Origin of the sequence: Janthinobacterium sp. PLB04 (genome assembly GCF_021165895.1) — a bacterium.
In the GTDB taxonomy this organism is placed as follows: domain Bacteria; phylum Pseudomonadota; class Gammaproteobacteria; order Burkholderiales; family Burkholderiaceae_D; genus Janthinobacterium; species Janthinobacterium lividum.
This window is the reverse complement of the sequence record NZ_CP088968.1, coordinates 4,797,022-4,819,031: the sequence shown is the minus strand read 5'-3', so window position 1 is coordinate 4,819,031 and position 22,010 is coordinate 4,797,022. Positions and strand designations below refer to the sequence as shown.

Below are 22,010 nucleotides of genomic sequence, written 5' to 3'. Positions count from 1 at the left end.
CACTACAGGGCGCCGTCTTCCAGCGCCGGGGCCGTTTCCGGCGTCATCATGTGACCGAGCTTGCTTTGCTTGGTATTCAGGTAATGCTGGTTGAAGGCGTTGCGGTTGACCAGCAGCGGCACCCGTTCGGCCACCGTGATGCCCAGCGCTTCCATGGCGGCGATCTTGCGCGGGTTGTTCGTCATCAGGCGCAGGCTGTGGATGCCGAACTGCGCAAACATGGGTTTGCACAAGGTGTAGTTGCGCGCGTCGGCCTTGAAGCCCAGCTGTTCATTCGCCTGCACCGTGTCGGCCCCCGCCTCTTGCAGGCGGTAGGCGCGGATCTTGTTGATCAGGCCGATGCCGCGCCCTTCCTGGCGCAGGTACAGCAAGATGCCGCGGCCTTCCTCGGCGATGCGTTTCAGGGCGCCTTCGAGCTGGGCGCCGCAGTCGCAGCGCTGGGAAAACAGCACGTCGCCGGTCAGGCACTCGGAATGCACGCGCGCCAGCACCGGTTCGCCGTTGCCGATATCGCCCAGCACCATGGCCAGGTGTTCCTTGCCCGTGGCGTGCTCGACAAAGGCGTGCAGGGTGAACTGGGCCCACGGCGTCGGCAGTGCGCAGGAAGTCGTGTAATCCAATTCGCCTGTCGCCAGGATGTCTGCGCCGCTTTGCATGGTTGTGCTCATATAAGTAATTATCAAAAATAAAAGGCGCGCGACACCACTCCGGTGCCGGCGCGCCTTGCCATCATACCAAAAAGCAGGGAAACGTTTTCCCTGGCTGCCATTCGGTCGTTGCAATGTCTGGTGATAAGCCTTACTTAGGGACACTTCCTCCTTTTACAAGGTGAACTGCTGGCTTTGCCTGGCGGATGCCGCCGCCAGGCACGGGATATCAACTGCCGATGCGTCCGCCGTCATTCTTGGTGATCACGATGGTGGCCGAGCGGGGACGCTTGCCGGCGCCATAGCCGGCGTTGGCCGGCCACTGGCTCGTGTATTTGGACGGATCGCCGATATTCGCCAGCGAGGTGTTTTCGCCCGGGTGCTGGATGTTGATGAACATGGTCTTGCCATCGGGCGTTTCGCTGATGCCCGTGATTTCCGAGCCGACCGGTCCCACCAGGAAGCGCTTGAGCGTGTCGGCAGAGGGTTTCTTGCCGATGAAGGTGTCGACCGCCAGGTTGCCGCCGGCCGCCGTCGCGTAGTTCAGGGTGGACTTGGCGCCATCGCCGACCTTGCCGGGAATGGCCGCCAGCATCATGCAGTTGGTCACATCCGTGTAGGCGCCATCGTCGGTCTGGATCCAGCAGATACCCGTGTACGGGCTGAAGGCCAGGCCGTCCGGGCTCGAGAAATCCTGATCGGCCGTCAGGTTCGACAGGTTGATCTTGCTGGCGTCGGCGCCGCTTTCGGCGCCAAACAGGTAGACATCCCAGGTAAAGCTGGTGGCCGCGGCCGCGCCCGTGCCTTCCTTGAAGCGGATGATGTGGCCGTTCGGATTGCCGTTCTGCGCGCTGCTGCCCTTCATGTCCGTGTAGGCGCGCGGGTTGGCGCTGTCCGGCGCCAGCTGCGACGAGCCGCTCGGATTGACGGTGCGGTTCGAGTTGTTGGTCAGCGTGTAATAGATCTCGCCATTCGCAGGATTGACCGAGCACCATTCCGGACGGTCCATCTTCGTCGCGCCCACGGCGTCGGCCGCCAGGCGGGCATTGACCAGCACGTCGGCCAGGTCGGCGAACTTGTAGGCGCTGTACGCCTGGATCAGCGCGTTCGACATGGCCAGCTCGATCCACTGGCCCGTGCCGTCGGCGGCCAGCTTGGCCACGTACAGCTTGCCCGAATCGAGGTATTTGTCGCCGGTGGCCATGCGGTCGGCCGGGTTGGCGTCCGCGGCGGCCCAGACGGCGGTCGTGACGAACTTGTAGATGTATTCGTTGCGCGAATCGTCGCCCATGTAGACTGCCAGCTGCTGGCCCACGGCCGGCACGCTGAAGGCGGCGCTTTCATGCGCGTAGCGGCCCAGGGCCGTGCGCTTGCGGATAGCCTTGGTCTTGTCGTACGGGTCCATTTCGACGATGTAGCCCATGCCGTTCAACTCATTGCGGTAGTCGTCGCTGCCGTTGCTTGATGCGCCGATCTTGCTCAGGTTCCAGCGCGCGTACTTGTCGTCGCTGCCGCCCGTTTCCCAGCCGTGGCGCGAGGCGCCGCCCTGGCTGCGGCCATAGCGGTTCAGCGAAGCGACCGACTTGTCGCCGCGTGCCGCATTGTCGGTGGCCGAGCGGGTGAAGTAGCCGGCCCAGTTTTCTTCGCCGGAAAGGTAGCTGCCCCATGGCGATTTGCCCGTACCGCAGTTGTTGATGGTGCCGCGCGTCTTGGTGCCGGTCGGCGAATACTTGGTCACCACGAGGGCGTTGCCGCGCACGGGGCCGGCAATTTCGATGTCCGTCAGCGGCGTGACGCGGCGGTTGAAAGCGGAATCGTTGACGGTGGCCCAGGCGCTGCCCGTCTTCCTGACTTCCACCACGCTCAGGCCGTGGACGGCCACTTCCTTGTCGACTTCGGCGGCGGGACGCGGCAGCGTGGTGGTGCCGCCATTGACGTGCAGGAAGTGCGAGGACAGTTTTTCGTCCGTGGTCGCTTCGTGGTTCATGGCCAGCAAGCCCCGTTCCGCGCCGGACGCCAGCGGCGCGCCAGCGGCGGAGAGGCCGTAGTATTCCATGCCGTCGTGGTGGTCGCCGGCGCGGTTGTCGAAATCGGTATCGCTGCCGTCGTTCTTGTAGGCAGGCGTCGCCGCGCGCAGCGAGTCGCCCAGCGCATACAGGGCGGTGGCCGTGTAGCCGGCCGGCACCGACACGACGTCGGCCAGGCTTTTCGGCACGGCCGTGAAGGCCAGCAGTTTTTCGGGCGTCGGCGTTGGCGTCGGCGTGATGGCGACCGCATCGCTGCCGCCGCCGCAAGCGGACAGACCCATCGAACCCATGACGGCGGTAGCGGCCGTGACGGCGCTGCCGCGCAGCCAGTTGCGGCGGCTCAGGCGGGCGTTCAGGATGCTGTTGAAGTGGTTGTCGTGGGACGCGTTGCTGTCAATGTCGTTCAGATCGGTGGCGCTGATGGCCAGATCGTTGGGCTTGTTCATGGGCTGCGATGTCCTGTGGTTGCGTGATTTAAAGGCAACCGCATGATAGTTGTCGAATGTGACAGCGCCATGTCAGCTGGATGACAAAACGGTGACAGGCTGCCGGCCCGGCGGGCCGCGTCCATGACGGGCCCGTTCGGTCAGGCAGCCTTGGCCTTATTTGGCCTGGCGAAAACCGCGCTCCACCAGCAACAGCATGCCGCCGAAGATGGACAGGTTCTTCAGGAAATTCGTCAACTGGTCCTGGAAGTGGGCCGCGTCGGCGCTCCAGAAGGCGTGGAAGATCAGCGTGGTGGGGATCAGGAACAGCGCCAGGGCCAGCGCCGCCCAGCGCGCCTGCCAGCCCGTGATCAGCAGCAGGCCGCCGCCCACTTCCAGCACGATCACGCCCACCAGCAAAATATTGGCGATCGGCAAGCCCTGGCTGGCCATGTAGCCGGCCACGCCCGCAAAGCCGCCGATTTTCAGCAAGCCCGAGACAAAGAACAGCACGCCAAGGGCGGCACGGCCGAGGGGCAGCAAGATGTTGGTTTTGTTTTCCATGATTTTTCTCTTTTTCTATATTGATCAATTATTTGGGTAAGTCGAAGACGAGGAATTCCGCGTCTTCCGGCTGCGTGATGATGACGCTGGCTTCCTGCGTCAGTTTCAGCGCATCGCCCGCTTTCAATGGCGTGCCGTTGACCACCAGGCTGCCGCGGATCAGGTGCACATAGGCGAGGCGGCCTTCGTCGAGCGCATGTTCGGCCTGTTCGCCTTCCTGCAGGATGCTGGCGTAGATGGCCGCATTCTGGTGGATCAGCACGGAACCCTGGCGGCCGTCGCTCGAGGCGATCAGGCGCAGCTTGCCCCGTTTGCTTTCCGGCGTGAAGTGTTTCTCTTCATAGCTGGGCGGAATGCCCGTCACGTTCGGCTGGATCCAGATCTGCAGGAAGTGCAAGCCATCCGTTGCCGAGTGGTTGAACTCGCTGTGCCGAACGCCGCTGCCGGCGCTCATGCGCTGCACATCGCCGTAGTGCAGGACGGAGCCCGTGCCCATGCTGTCCTTGTGTTCCAGCGCGCCGTCGAGCACATACGAAATGATTTCCATGTCGCGGTGGCCGTGCGTGCCGAAACCCTGGCCTGGCGTGACCCGGTCTTCATTGATCACCAGCAAGGGGCCAAAGCCCATGTGCAGCGGATCGTGGTAGCTGCCGAAGGAAAAGCTGTGGTGGGAATTGAGCCAGCCGTGGTTGGCGGCGCCGCGTTCTTCGCTATGACGAATCTGTAACATGGTGGACTCCGTTTCTATAAGTTAATGTGCGATAATTTCGAAGGACCGTTGCCTGGCGCTGTGCCGTGGCGTCTTTTCTGCCCCTCGCTGTACGATGAACAAAGTATAGGCCCCTCTGCAGAGAAAGAAAAACGGAAAATCTTGCGACCTATGATCGAAAAAATCGAATGTTAAGACTGAGCCTGGAAGCCCTGCAAATCGTTGACGCCATCGACCGCCGTGGATCGTTCTCGTCGGCCGGCAAGGAGCTGCATAAAGTGCCGTCCACCATTTCCTATACCGTGGCCAAGCTGGAAGACGACCTGGGCGTGCAAGTGTTCCAGCGCAATGGCCCGAAAGTCATGCTGACGGCGGCCGGCCAGGAATTGCTGAAGGAGGGCCGTTATCTGTTGAAGGCGGCGCAGGACCTTGAGCACCGCGTGCGCAGGGTGGCATCCGGCTGGGAAACGGAATTGTCCATCGGCATCGACTCCATGTTTTCCGCCTTGGCCCTGGCCGACGACGTGCGCGCCTTCTATGACGTGGCGCAGCAGACGCGGCTGCGCCTGTCGCAGGACACCCTGTCGGGTACGTGGGAAGCGCTGCTGGACCGGCGTGCCGACTTGCTGGTGGGCGCGCCCGGCGACGGGCCGGCCGGCGGCGGCTATATCGCGCAGCCGATCGGCATGCTCGACTTCGTCTTTACCGTGGCGCCCACGCATCCTCTGGCCCAGGTGCGGGAACCCTTGTCGCGCGGCCATCTGCAGCAGCACCGGGCCGTGGTGGTGGCCGATTCGGCGCGCCAGATGGCGCCGCGCACGGTGGGGCTGCTGCTGGGGCAAGATGCCTTGAGCGTGCCGAACATGCAGGTCAAGTTCGACTACCAGGTGCTGGGGCTGGGTTTTGGCTTCCTGCCGGGGCCGTGCGCCCGCGCCGCCATCGCGCGCGGCTTGCTGGTGGAAAAGGCCGTGGAAGAACCGAAACCGTCGGAAACGTTTTACCTGGCCTGGCGAGTGGGAGAGGATGGCGCTGCGCTGCGCTGGTGGATGGCGCGCATGCGCGAACCGGATGTGTTTGCCCGCCTGGCGCAGCATCTGCCGGGCCATTCGGCGTAGGCCTTAAAATGTTGACATACGCCAACACTTTTAAGTTACCATATTCACAGTATTTCCCGCCCGACCTCCACGCCCCATAGTGGGATTTTGATGATTACACACACCGCAGCGCCCCTGATATGTTCCCCTGACCTGGCTCTAGAGTGGGGTTGCCATGCTTGAGGCGAAGGTTGCGCTGTGCCTGCGACTGGCCCAGGATGCCCGTGAACAGGCGGGGCCGCAGCAGGCCGCCACCATGGCGCGGCTGGAGGAAGAACTGGAGCGGCTGCGCGGCGCCAGCCGCCCCGTGGTGCGCGTGGCGCCGGCCGACGCCTTGCTGGAAATCGACCCCGATGGCTTTTTGATCGGCTGGAACCATGGGGCGGAACAGATGTTCGGCTATTCCGAACTGGAAGCGCTGGGCCAGCACATCCTGTTTTTGTATCCGGAAGACGACGCGGAAGCGAGCGTGCTGGAGCTGCATTTCACCCAGGGCGACGTGGCCACCGATGTGCGCCGGCGCAAGAAGTCGGGCATGGTGACGTGGTTGCGCATGCACCGCCACGTGATCCACGACCAGGCCGGCAAGGCGTGCGGCATGGCCGTGCGCCTGTCGGCCATGAGCGAGCCGCTGTCCGACGTGGACAAGGTCAGGTTGCACGCGCGCATCATCGAAGACAGCGAGCAAGCCGTGCTGATCACGGATGCGGAAGAGCGCATCGTCTCGATCAACAGTTCCTTCAGCCGCATCACCGGCTATTCGCCGGCAGAAGCCATCGGCCGCACGCCGGACTTGCTGCGTTCTGGCGTGCACGACCCCGATTTCCGCGCCAAGGTGCGCGCCGCCATGCGCGGGCACGGTTCCTGGCGCGGCGAAATCATCGGCAAGCGCAAGAATGGCGAACTGTTCCCGCAAGACGTCACCATCAGCGTCGTGCGCGACGAATTCGGCGAAATCAGCCACGTGTTTTCCCTGTTTTCCGATATCTCGGTGCACAAGGATGCCGAAGCGCGCATGCAGCGCATGGCCAACTACGACAGCCTGACGGGCTTGCCCAACCGCTGCCTGCTGAACCAATTGGTCGATCAGGGCCTGGCCGAAGCGAAACGGCAGGGCACGCATGGCGCGCTGATGGTCATCGACATCAGCCGCATCGGTTCCATCAGCGACACGCTGGGCCATGAAGTGGGCGACCAGCTGGTGATCGCCATCGGCCAGCTGTTTCGTGGCGCCCTGCGCGACGCGGACATCCTGGCGCGGGTCGACAACAGCAAGTTCGTCGTGGCCCTGCTGCATATCGAAAAGCGCGAACACGCGGCGAATGTGGCGCAAAAGCTGCTCAATTTGCTCGAAGCGCCGATCAATATCGATACGCACGCCCTGCACGTGGGCGCCAGCATCGGCATCACCGTGTATCCGGAAGACGGCCTGGAAGCGCCGGCCCTGTTCCGCTTTGCCGACGTGGCCGTGTCCAAGGCAAGCCAGACCATCGAATCGACCTTCCTGTTTTACCGCGAAGACATGAACCGCAGGGCCAAGGAACATTTGCGGCTGGAAAGTGAAATGCGTTTGGCCTTGGGCGACAAGGAGCTGGAATTGCACTACCAGCCGAAAGTGAGCCTGGCCAGCGGGCGCATCGTCGGCGCGGAAGCCTTGCTGCGCTGGAAGCATCCGATGCGCGGCATGGTCTCGCCCGGCGTCTTCATCCCCGTCGCCGAGGAAACCAGTTTGATCCTGGAGCTGGGCACCTGGGTGCTGGACGAGGCGTGCCGCCAGATCCGCAGCTGGGAAGACCGGGGCCTGCACATGCCGGCCATCGCCGTCAACCTGTCGGCGCGCCAGTTCGATGAACAATTGCCTGCGCGCATAGCGGCCGTGTTGGAACGCTATGGCGTGCGGCCCGACCAGATCATGCTGGAAATCACGGAAAGCCTGCTGATGCGCGGCGCCGACAAGGTGATCGACATCATGAACCAGCTGGTGGCCATGGGCCTGGCGCTGGCGCTGGACGACTTCGGCACCGGCTATTCCAGCCTCGCCTACCTGAAGAAATTCCCCATCAGTACCTTGAAAATCGACCGCTCCTTTGTCATCGGCTTGCCCTTCGAGGAAAACGATTGCGCCATCGCCCGCGCCATCGTCACCATGGCGCAGCAGTTGCGCCAGGAAATCGTCGCCGAAGGGGTGGAAACGGCCGAACAGATGCGCTTCCTGCGCGAACTCGGTTGCGACCAGTTGCAAGGCTATCTGTTCAGCCCGGCCGTGCCGGCGGCCGAGTTCGAGCTGATGTTCGATGAAGGCCGGCAGTTGCGGCTGGAAGAGCTGGCCTGAGCCAGCGATTGTCAGACTTTGAGTCGTCCACGGAAACCCCGGCTCGCATAATACGATTCGGCGCCATTGTGGTAGACGAAGACCTGCTCATAGCGGCGGTCGCAAAACAGGGCGCCGCCCAGCGCCCGGATGCTGTCCGGCGTCGCGATCCAGCTCGAGGTTTTGCGGTCGAACGGTTCCAGTTCCTGCAACTGGCGGTATTGCGCCTGCGTCAGCAACGCGATACCCATCGCTTGCGCCATGGCAACCGCGTTGCCGGCCGGCTTGTTGGCCTTGCGCGCGGCCAAGGCCGCGGCATCGAAACACAGGCTGCGCCGGCCGATGGGACTTTCTGCGGAACAATCGCAAAACGTGACGGCGCCCGTGTCGCCGGCATGCCCGATGACGTCCGGTTCGCCGCCCGTGTCTTCCATTTGCCGCAAGGCGGCCAGGCTGGCGGGAGCGGCATTCAAGCGCGCCAGCACGCTGTCCCACGTCAAGTCCGGATGGCGGTGCATGTGCTGGCTGAAGCGGGTTTGCAAGGTGTGGATCAAGTCATCGTGCATGACGCGGCTCCCTGAAGTTTCAACGATATCAACGATAGGGCCGATTATAGGACGCGCTGCTTGTCGGTGGCGCTCACCCCAGTTTTACTTTTTCCAGCAGATAATCGAGCATCACGCGCACCCTGGCCGGCACTTGCAAGCCCGGCCCCACGAAGACGGCGTGCACGAGTTCCTTGTCGCCCGGATTGTAGTCCTGCAGCACGGGTATCAAATCACCTTGCTCGATATCGCGCAGCACGTGCTGGCGCGAAAAGCGTCCCAGTCCCATGCCTGCCAGCACCAGCTGGCGCATGCTTTCGCCATCGCTGACGCAGGTATTGCCCTGCGGCGCCACCTGCACGGTGTTGCCCGCCTCATCGAGGAAGGGCCAGGTTTCGTTCTGGCAGCGGAAATTGAAGGCCAGCAGATTGTGCGTGGATAAGTCCTGCGGCGAGTGCGGCAGGCCGTGCCGTGCCGCGTAGGCAGGCGACGCCACCACGACCATCGCGTCTTCACCCAGCTTGCGCGCCACCAGGTTCGATTCCTTCAGCTTGCCCGTGCGGATGGCGATGTCCGTGCGGTCTTCCAGCAAGTCGACGATGGCATCGCTGACCACCACGTCAAGCACGATGTCGGGATAGCGCTGCGCGAATTCGGGCAGGATGGGCAGCAGATGGCGCACGCCGAACGGCACGAAGCAGTTGATGCGCAGGCGCCCGCGCGGCGCGGCGCCCTGGGCCGCTTCGCGCTCGGCGCCATCGATATCGTCGAGGATGCGCTTGCACTGCACGAAGAAGGCGTCGCCCTCGGGCGTCGTGTGCAGCTGGCGCGTGCTGCGCTGGAGCAAACGGGCGCCGAGCCGCGCTTCCAGGCGATTGACGAGTTTGCTGACGGCCGATGGCGTCAAGGCCAGGCGGCGCGCGGCGGCGGAAAAGGCGCCCGTTTCCACCACGGCCACGAACACGGCCATCTCGAACGCACGGTTGATGTCTTGCCTGGCCATTATTGAATCCATTTCACAGGTGTTTCCATTATTGGAGTCTATATCAAAAGCGTTTCCATCGATACACTGGCTGGCTTGAACTCTGCCGGAGAAATACCATGACCACCGCAAGCCCTGTTTCCCCTTCAGCCAGCAAGATGCCGCCCGGCGTGCTGGCGCTGGCCGTCGGCGCCTTTGCCATCGGCGTCACCGAATTCATCGTCGTCGGCATCCTGCCGACCATTGCCAAGGATTTGCACATTTCCATCGAGTCGGCCGGCTCGCTGGTCAGCCTGTATGCGCTGGCGCTGGCCATCGGCACGCCGCTGCTGGTGCTGCTGATGTCGCGCCTGCCGCGCAAGGCGGCATTGCTGGGATTGATGAGCGTGTTCCTGGCCGGTAACCTGCTGGCCGCCTTTTCGCATACGTTTGAACTGTTGCTGCTGGGAAGGGTCATCACGGCCGTGGCGCACGGCACCTACTTTGCCATCGGCGCCACCGTGGCCGCCAGCCTGGTGGACAAGGCGCAGGCGGGCAGGGCGATTTCCGTGATGTTTGCGGGCCTGACGTTGGCCATGGTGATCGGCGTGCCGTTCGGCAGCTTCCTCGGCAACCTGATGGGCTGGCGCTTGCCCTTCTTTGCCGTCGCCGTACTGGCTGCGCTGGGTCTGGCGGCAATGGCGCGCTGGCTGCCGGCCGGCTTACAGCAAGGCAAGGGCGGCAAGGCCATGACGCAGCTGGCGGCCCTCGGCAGTGGCCCCATCCTCACCATGATGGCGGTGACGACGTTCGGCTTTGGCAGCAGCTTTGCCGCGTTCACGTTTATTACGCCCATCCTGACGGATGTGACGGGGTTTTCCGCCACCATGGCCAGCGCCTTGCTGATCGTGTTTGGTGTCGCCACCTTTGCCGGCAACCTGGCGGGCGGCTACCTGACCAGCCACCTGGGCTGGCAAAAGGCCTTGCGTGCGCTGCTGCTGTTGCTGGCCGTCACGCAAGCGGGCGTTGCCTTGAGCATCAGCTCGCCATGGATGATGACGGCGATGCTGTTCGTCTGGGGCGTGTTCGCCTTCGGCCTGTCGCCCGCCTTGCAGGCCGGCATGCTGGCCACGGCCGAGCGCTATACGCCGCAAGCCGTCGATTTCGCTTCGGGCCTGAACATTTCCGCGTTCAACCTGGGCATTTCCTTCGGCTCCATGCTGGGGGCGCTGATGGTCTCGCGCCAGTTGATGGCCTCGTCGCCGTGGGCCGGCGTGGCTGCCGCATTGCTCGCCTTGCTGCCGCTGGCGTGGCTGGCGCGCAAGAACCTGGCCGCCCATGTGGCGGGTGCGGCCGCGCACTGAGGTTCAGGTATGCACGGCGGCGGCCGGCGCCCGTTTCTGGCGCTGCGCCATGTAAGAGCTGCCCATCGATGCCGCCATGATCATGGCGATGGCCAGCCATTGCCCGGCACCGAGGCGCTCGTCGAGCAGGATGTACGCCAGCATGGCAGCCACGGCCGGTTCCATGCTGCTCATGATGCCGAACGCTTGCGGCGTCAGCCGCTTCAGGGCCACCATTTCCAGCGAGATCGGGATGGCGCTGGAAATGAGGGCCACGCCCAGCCCCACGGCCAGCACGACAGGCGAGAGCAGGGCGGCGCCGCTGTGCATCACGCCGACGGGCACCACCACCAGGGCCGCCATGGCCAGGCCCAGCGACACGGAGTGGCCCGCATGCAAATGGCTGGCGCGCTTGCCAAAGACGATATACGAGGCCCAGCAGACGGCGGCGCCCAGGGCGAACAGCACGCCAGTAGGATCGAGGTTGCTGACGTCGTGGCCGAGCGGCAGCAGCAGCGCCAGTCCCGCCACGGCCAGGGCCACCCAGACGAAGTCGATGGGGCGGCGCGAGGCGAGCAGGGCCACGGCCAGCGGGCCGGAAAACTCGATCGCCACGGCGATGCCGAACGGAATCGTGCGCAAGGCCATGTAGAAGCACAGGTTCGTCAAGCCCAGCGCCGCGCCGTACAGGGCCACGGTGCGCAGGTCGGCGCGGCTCAGCTGCCAGCGCCACGGGCGCCAGAACAGCAACAGCAGCAAGGCGGAAAAGCCCACGCGCACGGCCGTCGTGCCCTGTGCGCCCACGAGCGGGAACAGGCTGTGCTTGGCCCATGACGTGCCCAGTCCCAGGCAGGTGACGGAGCCGAGGATGGCCAGCAGGGGAATCAACGAGGAATAGCGGCGTAATGGCATGGTGATAAAAGGCTTGATATCGGAATAGCGAAAGTTTATTGTGTCTGCTCCGATATTTGCACTGCATTTTGACCTTCATGACGCAACTTTCGCTCACGCCTTCCCTTGCCCTCGATACCTTCGACCTGGCGATCCTCGATATCTTGCAGCGCGATAACACGACCTCGCAGCGCGAAATCGCCCAGGCTGTGCACCTGTCCGCACCGGCCGTGCAGCGGCGCATCCGCCGCCTGCGCGAGAGCGGCGTGATCCGTCATGAAGTGGCCGTGCTCGACGCGAGCCGCCTGGGCCGCCCCCTGATCCTGACGGTGGAAGTGCATTTGCACGACGAGCACCCGCAGCGCACGGCCGGCATGCGCGCGCGCATCATGGCCGAGCCTGCCATACAGCAGTGCTACGGGATCACGGGCGAGGCCGATTACCTGCTGATCATAAGCGCCAGCAGCATGGCCGAATACGAAGCGCTGACGGAACGCCTGTTCGGCGGCGACGACAATATCCGGCGCTACCGCACCTCGGTGGCCTTGACCTGTCTCAAGATGGGCTTGTACGTGCCGCTGGGATAGAGAAAAGGCCAGGCAGATGAGCCTATCCAAAAGCAAGCAAGCCGCCGTGACGGCAGCCATGCCCGCCAGCCTGTCCGCCGCCGTGGCTGCTTATCAATGGGCGCGCGACAGCGGCGGCGAGTCGGACGCTGCCGTCTACCGCCTGCATGGCAGGGACGGTGTGCCGGACCTTTACCTGAAGCACGGCAGGGGTTGTGCCGCCGCCGACATCGCCGATGAACTGGCGCGCCTGCGCTGGCTGGCGCAATACCTGCCCGTGCCTGCCGTGGTCGAGTTCGCCCGCATGGCAGACCCGGACCAGGCATGGCTGCTGATGACGGCCATCCCAGGCACAACGGCGTCAGCGCTGCTGGAAGCGAACCCTGCGCTGGGCTTCGCCGTGGTCGACGCGCTGGCGGCCTTCCTGCGCCGCCTGCACGCGCTGCCCGTGAGCGATTGCCCGTTCGACGCCGGACATGCTGTCCGGCTGCCCCAGGCGCGCCAGCGCATCGATGCGGGCCTGGTCGATGCGGGCGATTTCGATGCCGGGCGGGCGGGCTGGACAACGGAGCAAGTGTGGCTGGCGCTGCAGGAGTGCCTACCCCTCGCACCCGACCTCGTCGTCACGCATGGCGATTTCTCGCTGGACAATATCCTCCTGCACGAAGGCGCCGTCGTCGGCTGCATCGATGTGGGGCGGGCAGGCGTCGCCGACCGCTATCAGGACCTGGCCATCGCCTGGCGTGGTCTCGGTGAGTTGGACACCTCGCTACAGCAAAGGTTGTTGCGGCAATATGGGATCCTTGATGCCGATCAAGGCAAGCTGCAATATCACTTGCTGCTCGACGAGCTGTTTTGAATGCGATCCGCGGGTAGCAGCCGCCTGCGTTCCGGGATAATCAGCAGGATGAATGTGGGAGCCGAATGATGGGTGAGCAAGAAAATTCGCGTCTGCTTGAGCCTGGTCTTCTTGCTGCCTGGCTGGCTGCACGTTCGATTGCCCGTGGCTTGGCGTTGCCCGTGCCGGATCACGGCGGGTGGCGCGTCGATACGGGCTTGCCCGGTGAAATCCGGCGCCATGTTTTTTCGGGACCTGTGCCAGGTATCAGCGTGCTGGCGGCCTCGATTGACCATCCGCATATTTTCATCAAGATGTGTGGCTCTGGAGAACAATTGCTCCGCCTCTTGCCGGATCGATGGCAATTGCTACCCGGAGGGTTCTTCATGACCCATGAAGGCAGGTTGCAGGCGCCAGCTCTGCCGGCCGGGTACCTGCTTGACGTCACGGCGTCGCAGGCCATCACGACGGCGCGCATTCTGACCGGCGATGGCGCTGTTGTCGCCAGTGGCCATGCCGTGGAATATGCGGGCGTCTTTGTGTTTGACCGCATCGTCACCGAAGCCGGCCACCGGCGTCGGGGGCTGGGGCGGGCACTGATGGCCGCGCTGGCGGCCAGGCAAAGGTCGGGCGGTGCGCGCCGGGTGCTGGTGGCAACGGAAGATGGGTCGAAATTGTATGCGAGCCTGGGCTGGCATACTCAGTCGCCGTATTCGACGGCAACCATCATGTAAGGCCAGGATATTGCACTTGCGTACGTGGATGCTGGCAGGCCATGGCACAGCTCACGGTTCGTCGCGTTCGGCATCGCGTTCCCGGCAGCTCAGTGACGCGTAATGGCCTTTCGGCATCCGGGTCTTGATGGCAACTTCGTTCAGTGCATGGCGGATATCGACAGGGTCGGTCAAGGTGCAGCGCTGGGCGCGGGCGAACGCTTGCAGCTTCTGCGTGTTGCCGCGCACCTTCACCGTTACGCCGGCGCCGGGGCTGACACAGCAGCCGATGTATTGCGTGATGTATTCTTCCTCGATGAGCACCAGTTCATGCCCCATGAAGCTGGCGGGCTTTTTCAACAGGTAGTAATCGGTGTAGTCGGCGCGCTGGTCGGGGTGCTTGCCGATGTAGCCTTCGCGCATGTAGGCCCGGATGGCCTTGCCCGAGGTGCCGACTCTTTCCGTGGTGCCCTTTTTCAGCTGCAGCGCATGGAGCAAGCCGCTTTCAAGGCCTGGATCGGCCGCGGCGTGGGCGCTGGCGCAGCTGGCAGCCAGCAGAAACGAGCCGATCAGGCGGCGGGTGCGGCGCCATTCAAGCATGGGATGGATTGCTGGCATACATTTCACGTGAAGAAGAGAAGAGGCGCAGTGTAGCGCACGCCACGCAGTGCGCATGGCACAATGCGTGATCCGCACGCCACGTGCCACTCACCCCAGGACTTTCATGACCCGCGCCATCCTTGACGAAGCCCAGATCCATCCCGCCGCCCGCCCCTTGATCGGCAGCAAACACAAGGACATCGTGCGCGAGGTGCAGGCGGCCATCGCCGCGCACCAGGTGGTGGTGGTCGGCATGGCGCTCAATCCGTTTCCGCGCAAGGCGCGCAAGATCCTCGACGTGCTGGGCACGCCCTACCAGTACCTGCAATACGGCAGCTATTTGAACCAGTGGCACCGCCGCAATGCCCTCAAGATGTGGACGGGCTGGCCGACGTTTCCCATGGTCTTTGTCAACGGTGTGCTCATCGGTGGCGCCAGCGAGCTGCAAAAGCTGGTGGAAAATGGCGAGTTCAGCGCCATGCTGGCAAAGAAGGTGCGCCAGTTTTAAGGTCTGCCTTATTCCCCAGGCCGCCACGGCGATTTGCGCGTGCGCAAGGGGTCGAGCAAGCCGCGCAAATCGTTGTGGTCGAGCTCGTACATCAGCGCAATCAAGCTGCCCAATTCGCCCGAGGGGAAGCCCTCGCGCGCGAACCAGCCCAGGTAGTGTCCCGGCAAGTCGGCCAGCAAGCGCCCCTGATATTTCCCATATGGCATTTCGCGCGTGACCAGCAGCGCCAGTTTTTCTGAATTCATGGTGGTGATCCCGTGTGGATGCGGCCAGTGTAGCAGACCGCTCTATTGTTGATTTGTGCGCAACTATCTTCTGCCTGATGAGGTATTTTTCGAAACAAAGAAAACCCCGATACTGCATGCCAACATCATTTATCGGAGTTTGCCATGCCCATTGCCTTGCTCGCGCTGACCCTCAGCGCATTTGCCATCGGAACCACCGAGTTTGTCATCGTCGGGCTGTTGCCCACCATCGCCGCGGACTTGGGCGTCAACCTGCCATCGGCCGGCTTGCTGGTCAGCCTGTATGCGCTGGGCGTCGCCGTCGGCGCGCCCGTGCTGACGGCCCTGACGGGCAAGATCCCGCGCAAAACATTGTTATTGTCCCTGATGGTCTTGTTTACTTTGGGTAATTTGCTGGCGTGGAAATCGCCCGGCTACGAAACCCTCGTCATCGCCCGCATCCTGACGGGGCTGGCGCATGGCGTGTTCTTTTCCATCGGCTCGACCATCGCCACGTCCCTGGTGCCGAAGGACAAGGCGGCCAGCGCGATTGCCATCATGTTTACGGGCCTGACCGTGGCCCTGGTGACGGGCGTGCCGCTGGGCACCTTCATTGGCCAGCATTTCGGCTGGCGCGAAACCTTCCTCGCCGTCTCGGCCCTGGGCCTCGTGGCGTTCATCGGCAGCCTGCTGTACGTGCCATCGAATATCGCCCACAGCAAACCGGCGTCCTTGCTGCAGCAAGTGCAGGTATTGGGCCAGCCGCGCCTGCTGTTGGTGTATGCCATGACGGCCGTCGGTTATGGCGGCTCCTTCATCGCCTTTACCTACTTGGCGCCGATTTTGCAGCAAGTATCGGGTTTCAGCGCGGGCGCCGTGGGCGTGGTAATGCTCGTGTATGGCGTGTCCGTGGCGTTCGGCAATATCTGGGGCGGCAAACTGGCCGACAAGAAAGGCCCTGTCAGTGCCCTGAAACTGATCTTTTTACTGCTGGCGGCCGTCTTGCTGCTGCTGACCTTCACGGCGCCGCATCCCGTGCTCGTCGTCATCACCGTGCTGCTGTGGGGCGCCGTGGCCTTCGGTAATGTGGCTGGCCTGCAAGTGTATGTCGTGCAGCAAGCCGAACACTTCACGCCCCGCGCCGTCGACGTGGCTTCGGGCTTGAATATTGCCGCCTTCAACCTGGGCATCGCCGGCGGCGCCTGGGGCGGCGGCTTGATCGTCGAACACCTGGGTCTCGTGCATACGGGCTGGATCGGCGCCCTCGTCGTGCTGGGCGCATTCGGTCTGACGGCCTTGAGTGGCCGCCTGGACCGCCGCTATCCCATCCCCGTGCGTGCTGGCGGTGAAAAGTCGATCCATGCGGTGGGGCATTAAATTTCTGGCGGCCTGGCCTGTACAGTAAGTTTCTGGCAGAAAACATCAAAACGGGCGAGAATAGGGCTTAACTTCCTCTGGCCCATTCTCCCCATGTCCGATACAGCAACGTCACCCCTGCGCTTGCGCGCCGCCATCAATCCGAAACCGCTGGGCGTTGCGCTTGTGCTCATCCTGCTCGGCGCGTGGTACCTGGCGCACACGGTCGGCATCAAGCAGGCCGCGCTGTATGTGGTGGGCGCCTTGCTCGGCATCACCCTGTATCACGCGGCCTTCGGTTTTACGTCCGCCTGGCGCGTCTTCATCGCCGATGGCCGCGGCGACGGCTTGCGCGCGCAAATGCTGATGCTGGCCGTGGGCGTGGCGCTGTTCTTCCCCGCGCTGTCGGCCGGGACCCTGTTCGGCACGCCCGTCGCGGGCCTCGTTTCTCCCGCCGGCACCTCGGTGATCTTTGGCGCCTTCATCTTCGGCATCGGCATGCAGCTGGGCGGCGGTTGCGCGTCCGGCACCCTGTACACGGTGGGGGGCGGCAGCACGCGCATGCTCATTACCCTGGCCGCCTTCATCGTCGGCTCCGTGATCGGCACGGCGCACATGCCGTTCTGGACGGCGCTGCCGCAGCTCCAGCCGATTTCCCTCGTGACGACCCTGGGCCTGGCGCCCGCGCTGGCACTGAACTGGATCGTCTTCGCGCTGATCGCCGGCATCACGGTGCTGGTGGAAAAGCGCCGCCATGGCAAGCTCGTCGCCACGCCCCTGCGCCCGGCACAGGCATCACCCTGGCTGCACGGCCCGTGGCCGCTGGTGGCGGGCGCCGTTGCGCTCGTTGTGCTGAACTTCGCCACCCTGGCGCTGTCGGGCAAGCCGTGGGGCGTGACGTCCGCGTTCGCCCTGTGGGGCGCCAAGGCCGCATCCGTGGTCGGCATCGACACGGCCAGCTGGGCTTACTGGTCGACCAAGGCGAATGCCGCCGCCCTGGCCGCTCCGTTGACGCAAGACAAGACTTCCGTGATGGACATCGGTATCGTGCTGGGCGCCATGCTGGCGGCGGCGCTGGCCGGCCGCTATGCGCCCGTATGGCGCATCCCGCGCCGCTCGATCATCGCCGCCGTCGTCGGCGGCTTGCTGCTCGGCTATGGCGCGCGCCTGGCCTACGGCTGCAATATCGGCGCGTATTTCAGCGGCATCGTCTCGGGCAGCCTGCACGGCTGGCTGTGGCTGGTCTGCGCCTTCCTCGGCAACGTCATCGGCACGCGCTTGCGTCCGTGGTTCGGCCTGGAAGTGGAGAAAGTCAAACCGACCGGCTGCTGACGCCGGCGTAATCAGGGGCTTTGCTGTATATTTCTGCCCCTGTTCCCCTTTGTCGCCAGCGCATCGCCCATGTCCCCCCTCATCCTGTTTGCCGTCGTCCTCGCGTATTTCCTGATCCTGCTGGGCGTGGCGTGGCGCACGTCGCGCCATGCCACCAACGACAGTTTTTTCATCGGCAACAAGGACAGCAACTGGATGCTGGTGGCCTTCGGCATGGTGGGCACGACGCTCACGGGCGTGACCTTTATCAGCGTGCCCGGCGCCGTGGGGAGCAACGGTTTCGGCTATATCCAGCTGATGATCGGCTATGTGCTGGGCTATCTGGCCATCACCTTCATCTTGCTGCCGCTGTACTACCGGCTGCAGCTCACGTCGATTTACCGCTACCTGGAACTGCGCCTGGGGCGGCGTTCCTACCAGAGCGGGGCGGCGTTTTTCATCCTGTCGCGGCTGCTGGGCGCCACGGCGCGGCTGTATCTGGTGGTCAATATCCTGCAAGCGACCATTCTCGATAGCCTGGGCGTGCCATTCTGGCTGACGTCGTGCGTCGTGCTGCTGCTGATCCTGCTGTACACCTATGAAGGGGGCGTCAAGACCATCGTCTGGACGGATACCCTGCAAACGGCGTGCATGCTGGCGGGCCTCGTGATTTGCAGCGTGTTCCTGCTGCGCGAGATGGACCTGTCCCTCATCGACAGCCTTGAGCGCATGCGCGCGCAAGGCCTCACGCGCATCTTCACCGTCGACCCGGACAGTCCCGCCTATGTCTGGAAGCATATCCTTGCCGGCATGTTCATCACCATCGCCATGACCGGCATGGACCAGGAGATGATGCAAAAGAACATTTCCGTGCGGACCTTGCGCGATTCGCAAAAGAACATGCTCAGCCTGACCGTGGTGCTGACCGGCGTGCTGCTGCTGTTCCTCTTCCTCGGCGGCTTGCTGCACCTGTATGCGCCGCTGGCGGGTGTCACCGCGACAGGGGATAAACTGTTTCCCGCCGTGGTACTCGGGCATTTCCCCGCCGTGGTGCAGCTGATCTTCTTCATCGCCCTCATTTCCGCCCTGTTTCCCAGCGTGGATGGGGCGCTGACGGCGCTGACGTCCACCTTCTGCATCGATATCCTCGGCCTGCAGCGCAGGCAGGATTTGAGCCCGGCGGCGCAGATGCGCTGGCGCCGCCGCGTGCACCTGGGGTTTGCCGCACTGTTTTTGATCCTGATCATGGCCTTCAAATGGCTCGATGATCCCAGCATGATAGTCGTGATCCTGAAGCTGGCCAGCTATACCTATGGTCCGCTGCTGGGCTTGTTCGCTTTCGGCCTGCTCAGCCGGCGCGGCGTGCGCGACCGCTGGGTGCCTTTGGTGGCCGTGGCCGGGCCGCTGCTGTGCGCGCTGATCGAAGGGGAGCAGGCGCTGCTGTTCGAGCATTACCGCATCGGCCTGGAATTGCTGATACTGAATGGTTCCCTCGTGCTGGGCGGCCTGTTCCTCATTTCCACGCCGCCAGGGCAGGGCGGCCAAGGCGCGGCACACTTGTCAAAATAAGACGAATCCCAGGGCGATCGCGGCCATTTTCAGCTATATTGATTTCCTTTAGGTACATAACCTCACGGAGCATCAATGTCACTCAACCCCTTCCCGCCGCTGCGCCGCGGCTTTGGCGCATTCTGGCGCGCGCTGGACGCCACCCGCCGCGCGGTCATCAACCTGATTTTCCTGCTGATCGTCATCGCCATCCTGATCGCCATCTTTGGCGGCGGCGCCAAGCCCCTGGCGGAAAAGACCACCCTGGTGCTGGACTTGCAAGGCCCGCTGGTCGAGGAAACCCCGGGCGGCGTGCGCGAGGCCGTGCTGGCCAATGTCAGCGGCGAAGTCAAGAAAAACGTGCAGCTGCGCGACGTGCTGGCGGTGCTCGACACGGCGGCCAAGGACAAGAACATCGGCTCCATGGTGATCCTGCTCGACGAGTTGCAGGGCGGCGGCCTCGCTTCGCTGCGCGAAGTGGCGGCCGGCGTGGAACGCTTCCGCGCCACGGGCAAGAAAGTCACGGCCTGGGGTTCGAGCTACAACCAGCGCCAGTACCTGGTGGCGGCCAAGGCCGACGAGGTATTCCTGCACCCGATGGGCGGCGTCATGCTGGAAGGCTTTGGCCGCTACCGCAATTACTACCGCGACGCGCTCGACAAAGTGGGCGTGACGGTGAACCTGCTGAAAGTGGGCACGTATAAAAGCGCGGCCGAGCCTTTCATCGCCAACGGCCCGTCCGAAGCGGCGGCCGAAGCGGACCGCTACCTGAACAACGGCCTGTGGACCACCTATACGACGGACGTGGAAAAGGCGCGCAAGCTGCCGGCCGGCGCCATCATGCAATCGATCGATGCGCTGCCAGCGCTGATGACGGCCGCCGGCGGCGACCTGGGCAAGCTGTCGCTGGACGCCAAGCTGGTCGACGGCCTGAAAACGCGCGATGAACTGCGCCAGTTCATGATGGCGCGCGGCGCCAAGAACACGGAAGGCACGAATTTCCGCCAGGTGAACTATGCCGATTACCTGGCGCGCCTGCGCCCCGTGCATATCGGCGACGCCGTCGGCGTGGTCATCGCCTCCGGTGAAATCGGCGACGGCATCGCGGCACCGGGTTCCATCGGCGGCCTGTCCACCTCGCGCTTGATCCGCCAGGCACGCGAAGACAAGTCGATCAAGGCCGTCGTGCTGCGCGTCGATTCGCCGGGCGGCAGCGCCTTCGGCTCGGAATTGATCCGCCGCGAACTGGAGCTGACGCGCGCCGCCGGCAAGCCGGTGGTCGTCTCGATGGGCAACGTGGCCGCTTCGGGCGGCTACTGGATCAGCACCTCGTCCGATGAAGTGATCGCCGACGCGGCCACCATCACGGGTTCCATCGGCGTGTTCGCGATTCTGCCGACGGCCGACAAGGTGGTGGAAAAGCTGGGCATCCACACGGCCGGCTCGCCGACCACCTGGCTGGCCGACGCGGGCAACCCGTTGCGTCCGCTGGACCCCCGCTTTGCGCAAGTGATCCAGGGTTCGATCAACCACGTGTATGGCGACTTCCTGAACCTGGCCGCCAAGGCGCGCAAGACGACGCCGGAAAAGATCGATGAAGTGGCGCAGGGCCGCGTCTGGACGGGCTTGCAGGCCAAGGAGCGCAACCTGGTCGACCGCATCGGCAGCTATGGCGATGCGCTGGCCTCGGCGGCCAAGCGCGCCAACCTGGGCGCCGACTACCGCGTGACGTACCTGGAGCAGGAAACGTCGAACGTGGACCGCCTGATCGGCATGTTCGGCTCCAAGGCCATGGCCACACTGGGGCTGGGCGAGCACGTGAAACTGGGCCTGGCCACGACCGGCTTGCCGGCCGATGCGGCGCTGGGCATGGCGCAGGAGCTGAGCTGGCTGTCGGGCATCACGCGCGAGCACAAACCGTTCATGGCCCTCACGCACTGCCTGTGCGAGGTGCCCCTGGGCGGCAAGTAACACCAGCATAGACAAGCTACCCAAGCCGGCTTCGCCCGGCTTGTTTCATATGCAGGACAGCGATGAGGAGCAAGGCATGGCAAGCGACATGAGCGGAGAAATTGACACGGCGATCACCATCCGGCCGTGCGTGAAGGGCGATGAACAGGCGCTGGCGCTGGTGGGGCAGGCCACCTTCCTGGAAGCCTTCGCGGGCATCCTCGATGGCGCCGACGTCATCGCCCATTGCCAGCGCCAGCACGACGCGCAGCTGTACCGCGACTGGCTGGCGCTGCCGGCCATGCGCTTGTGGCTGGCCGAGGCCACACCGGGCGGCGCGCCCGTCGGCTACCTGGTGCTCAGCCCCGCCGGCTTGCCGGTGGCCGACCCGCGGCCGGACGACCTGGAAATCAAGCGCATCTACCTGCTGCACCGCTTCCAGGGCCAGCGCGTGGGCCAGCGCCTGATGCAGGCGGCGCTGAGCCAAGCGCGCGCCAGCGGGGCAGGGCGGGTGCTGCTGGGCGTGTACGCGGAAAACCACGATGCGCTGGCGTTCTATATGCGCTGCGGCTTTGCGCAGGTGGGCCGGCGCACCTTCCGCGTGGGCCGCACCGACTATCAGGATGTCATCCTCGGCATGGCGCTGTAAGCGCAAACGTCCCCGCGCGGCGCCAGGTCAAGCCGGCTGGCGGGAGATTTGTAGCGAGTTTGTATCTGCATGCGAGTCGCCCTCGCCACGCGGTTGCCCGCCTGCGGCGCCCCGCAAGCCTGATTTTTCCACCGTTCCCCCACAGGGGCGGCATGCCTGCCGGCCCGCCTGATCCTCCCATGCCTGCCAGGCTGTGTGTAATTGTTTCAAGTAGAAATGAAACAGTTACA

The 22,010-nt window shown here is 64.1% G+C and carries 21 protein-coding genes; 12 read left to right on the top strand and 9 right to left on the bottom strand.

Annotated features, from left to right (window positions below; all coding sequences use genetic code 11):
* Positions 1-2 precede the first annotated feature (2 nt).
* The 4 genes from ribA to LSO07_RS21200 form a co-directional block, all read right to left on the bottom strand.
* Positions 3-656: a GTP cyclohydrolase II gene (gene ribA / locus LSO07_RS21215; protein WP_034749940.1), complete on the bottom strand. Its 654-nt coding sequence runs from the start codon at positions 654-656 to the stop codon at positions 3-5.
* A 220-nt stretch (positions 657-876) separates the two neighbouring features.
* Complete coding sequence (locus LSO07_RS21210; protein ID WP_151096503.1) at positions 877-3,120, bottom strand: PhoX family protein; 2,244 nt, start codon at positions 3,118-3,120, stop codon at positions 877-879.
* Positions 3,121-3,276: 156 nt separating this feature from the next.
* The gene (locus LSO07_RS21205) at positions 3,277-3,663 is read right to left on the bottom strand and encodes a DoxX family protein (protein WP_092606100.1); all 387 of its coding nucleotides are present in this window, start codon (positions 3,661-3,663) and stop codon (positions 3,277-3,279) included.
* A 28-nt stretch (positions 3,664-3,691) separates the two neighbouring features.
* Positions 3,692-4,393, bottom strand: coding sequence for a pirin family protein (locus tag LSO07_RS21200; protein WP_034779472.1), 702 nt, complete (start codon positions 4,391-4,393; stop codon positions 3,692-3,694).
* Positions 4,394-4,560: 167 nt separating this feature from the next.
* On the opposite strand from LSO07_RS21200, the gene LSO07_RS21195 reads away from it, so the two are divergent.
* Positions 4,561-5,487 (top strand): LysR family transcriptional regulator, encoded by a 927-nt coding sequence (locus LSO07_RS21195; RefSeq protein WP_151096502.1) that lies wholly within the window; start codon positions 4,561-4,563, stop codon positions 5,485-5,487.
* Positions 5,488-5,641: 154 nt separating this feature from the next.
* On the top strand, positions 5,642-7,798 hold the full coding sequence (locus tag LSO07_RS21190) for a putative bifunctional diguanylate cyclase/phosphodiesterase (RefSeq protein ID WP_070255576.1): 2,157 nt from the start codon (positions 5,642-5,644) through the stop codon (positions 7,796-7,798).
* A gap of 11 nt (positions 7,799-7,809) precedes the next feature.
* Here the strand turns inward: LSO07_RS21190 and LSO07_RS21185 are convergent, their stop codons facing one another.
* On the bottom strand, positions 7,810-8,343 hold the full coding sequence (locus LSO07_RS21185; protein ID WP_151096501.1) for a DUF4256 domain-containing protein: 534 nt from the start codon (positions 8,341-8,343) through the stop codon (positions 7,810-7,812).
* A 73-nt stretch (positions 8,344-8,416) separates the two neighbouring features.
* Complete coding sequence (locus LSO07_RS21180; protein WP_225317376.1) at positions 8,417-9,337, bottom strand: LysR family transcriptional regulator; 921 nt, start codon at positions 9,335-9,337, stop codon at positions 8,417-8,419.
* Positions 9,338-9,423: 86 nt separating this feature from the next.
* On the opposite strand from LSO07_RS21180, the gene LSO07_RS21175 reads away from it, so the two are divergent.
* Entirely contained in the window at positions 9,424-10,647 is a 1,224-nt protein-coding gene (locus tag LSO07_RS21175; protein WP_191909747.1) for an MFS transporter, read from the top strand.
* A gap of 3 nt (positions 10,648-10,650) precedes the next feature.
* Here the strand turns inward: LSO07_RS21175 and LSO07_RS21170 are convergent, their stop codons facing one another.
* Complete coding sequence (locus LSO07_RS21170; RefSeq protein ID WP_092606091.1) at positions 10,651-11,538, bottom strand: EamA family transporter; 888 nt, start codon at positions 11,536-11,538, stop codon at positions 10,651-10,653.
* 77 nt (positions 11,539-11,615) lie between these two features.
* Here LSO07_RS21170 and LSO07_RS21165 point away from each other — a divergent pair, with 77 nt between their 5' ends.
* The 3 genes from LSO07_RS21165 (at position 11,616) to LSO07_RS21155 (ending at position 13,655) form a co-directional block, all read left to right on the top strand.
* Positions 11,616-12,104 (top strand): Lrp/AsnC family transcriptional regulator, encoded by a 489-nt coding sequence (locus LSO07_RS21165; protein WP_151096500.1) that lies wholly within the window; start codon positions 11,616-11,618, stop codon positions 12,102-12,104.
* Between the two features lie 16 nt (positions 12,105-12,120).
* On the top strand, positions 12,121-12,942 hold the full coding sequence (locus LSO07_RS21160; RefSeq protein ID WP_151096499.1) for an APH(3')-I family aminoglycoside O-phosphotransferase: 822 nt from the start codon (positions 12,121-12,123) through the stop codon (positions 12,940-12,942).
* Between the two features lie 65 nt (positions 12,943-13,007).
* Complete coding sequence (locus LSO07_RS21155; protein WP_151096498.1) at positions 13,008-13,655, top strand: GNAT family N-acetyltransferase; 648 nt, start codon at positions 13,008-13,010, stop codon at positions 13,653-13,655.
* A 51-nt stretch (positions 13,656-13,706) separates the two neighbouring features.
* Here LSO07_RS21155 and LSO07_RS21150 read toward each other — a convergent pair whose 3' ends face one another.
* The gene (locus LSO07_RS21150) at positions 13,707-14,234 is read right to left on the bottom strand and encodes a hypothetical protein (RefSeq protein WP_151096497.1); all 528 of its coding nucleotides are present in this window, start codon (positions 14,232-14,234) and stop codon (positions 13,707-13,709) included.
* A 124-nt stretch (positions 14,235-14,358) separates the two neighbouring features.
* On the opposite strand from LSO07_RS21150, the gene LSO07_RS21145 reads away from it, so the two are divergent.
* The gene (locus tag LSO07_RS21145) at positions 14,359-14,742 is read left to right on the top strand and encodes a glutaredoxin domain-containing protein (protein ID WP_070282182.1); all 384 of its coding nucleotides are present in this window, start codon (positions 14,359-14,361) and stop codon (positions 14,740-14,742) included.
* Between the two features lie 8 nt (positions 14,743-14,750).
* Here the strand turns inward: LSO07_RS21145 and LSO07_RS21140 are convergent, their stop codons facing one another.
* On the bottom strand, positions 14,751-14,987 hold the full coding sequence (locus LSO07_RS21140) for a DUF3820 family protein (RefSeq protein WP_071076391.1): 237 nt from the start codon (positions 14,985-14,987) through the stop codon (positions 14,751-14,753).
* A 144-nt stretch (positions 14,988-15,131) separates the two neighbouring features.
* Here LSO07_RS21140 and LSO07_RS21135 point away from each other — a divergent pair, with 144 nt between their 5' ends.
* From LSO07_RS21135 to LSO07_RS21115, 5 genes are all read left to right on the top strand, one after another.
* A complete protein-coding gene (locus LSO07_RS21135) occupies positions 15,132-16,343 on the top strand; it encodes an MFS transporter (protein ID WP_151096496.1) in 1,212 nt (403 codons plus the stop codon).
* A gap of 93 nt (positions 16,344-16,436) precedes the next feature.
* Positions 16,437-17,654: a YeeE/YedE family protein gene (locus tag LSO07_RS21130; protein ID WP_070255552.1), complete on the top strand. Its 1,218-nt coding sequence runs from the start codon at positions 16,437-16,439 to the stop codon at positions 17,652-17,654.
* A gap of 69 nt (positions 17,655-17,723) precedes the next feature.
* The gene (locus LSO07_RS21125) at positions 17,724-19,202 is read left to right on the top strand and encodes a sodium:solute symporter (RefSeq protein ID WP_151096495.1); all 1,479 of its coding nucleotides are present in this window, start codon (positions 17,724-17,726) and stop codon (positions 19,200-19,202) included.
* A 75-nt stretch (positions 19,203-19,277) separates the two neighbouring features.
* Positions 19,278-21,152, top strand: a complete 1,875-nt coding sequence (gene sppA / locus LSO07_RS21120) for a signal peptide peptidase SppA (RefSeq protein WP_151096494.1) — start codon at positions 19,278-19,280, stop codon at positions 21,150-21,152.
* A gap of 88 nt (positions 21,153-21,240) precedes the next feature.
* The gene (locus LSO07_RS21115; RefSeq protein ID WP_151096493.1) at positions 21,241-21,780 is read left to right on the top strand and encodes a GNAT family N-acetyltransferase; all 540 of its coding nucleotides are present in this window, start codon (positions 21,241-21,243) and stop codon (positions 21,778-21,780) included.
* The last annotated feature ends 230 nt before the right edge of the window (positions 21,781-22,010 follow it).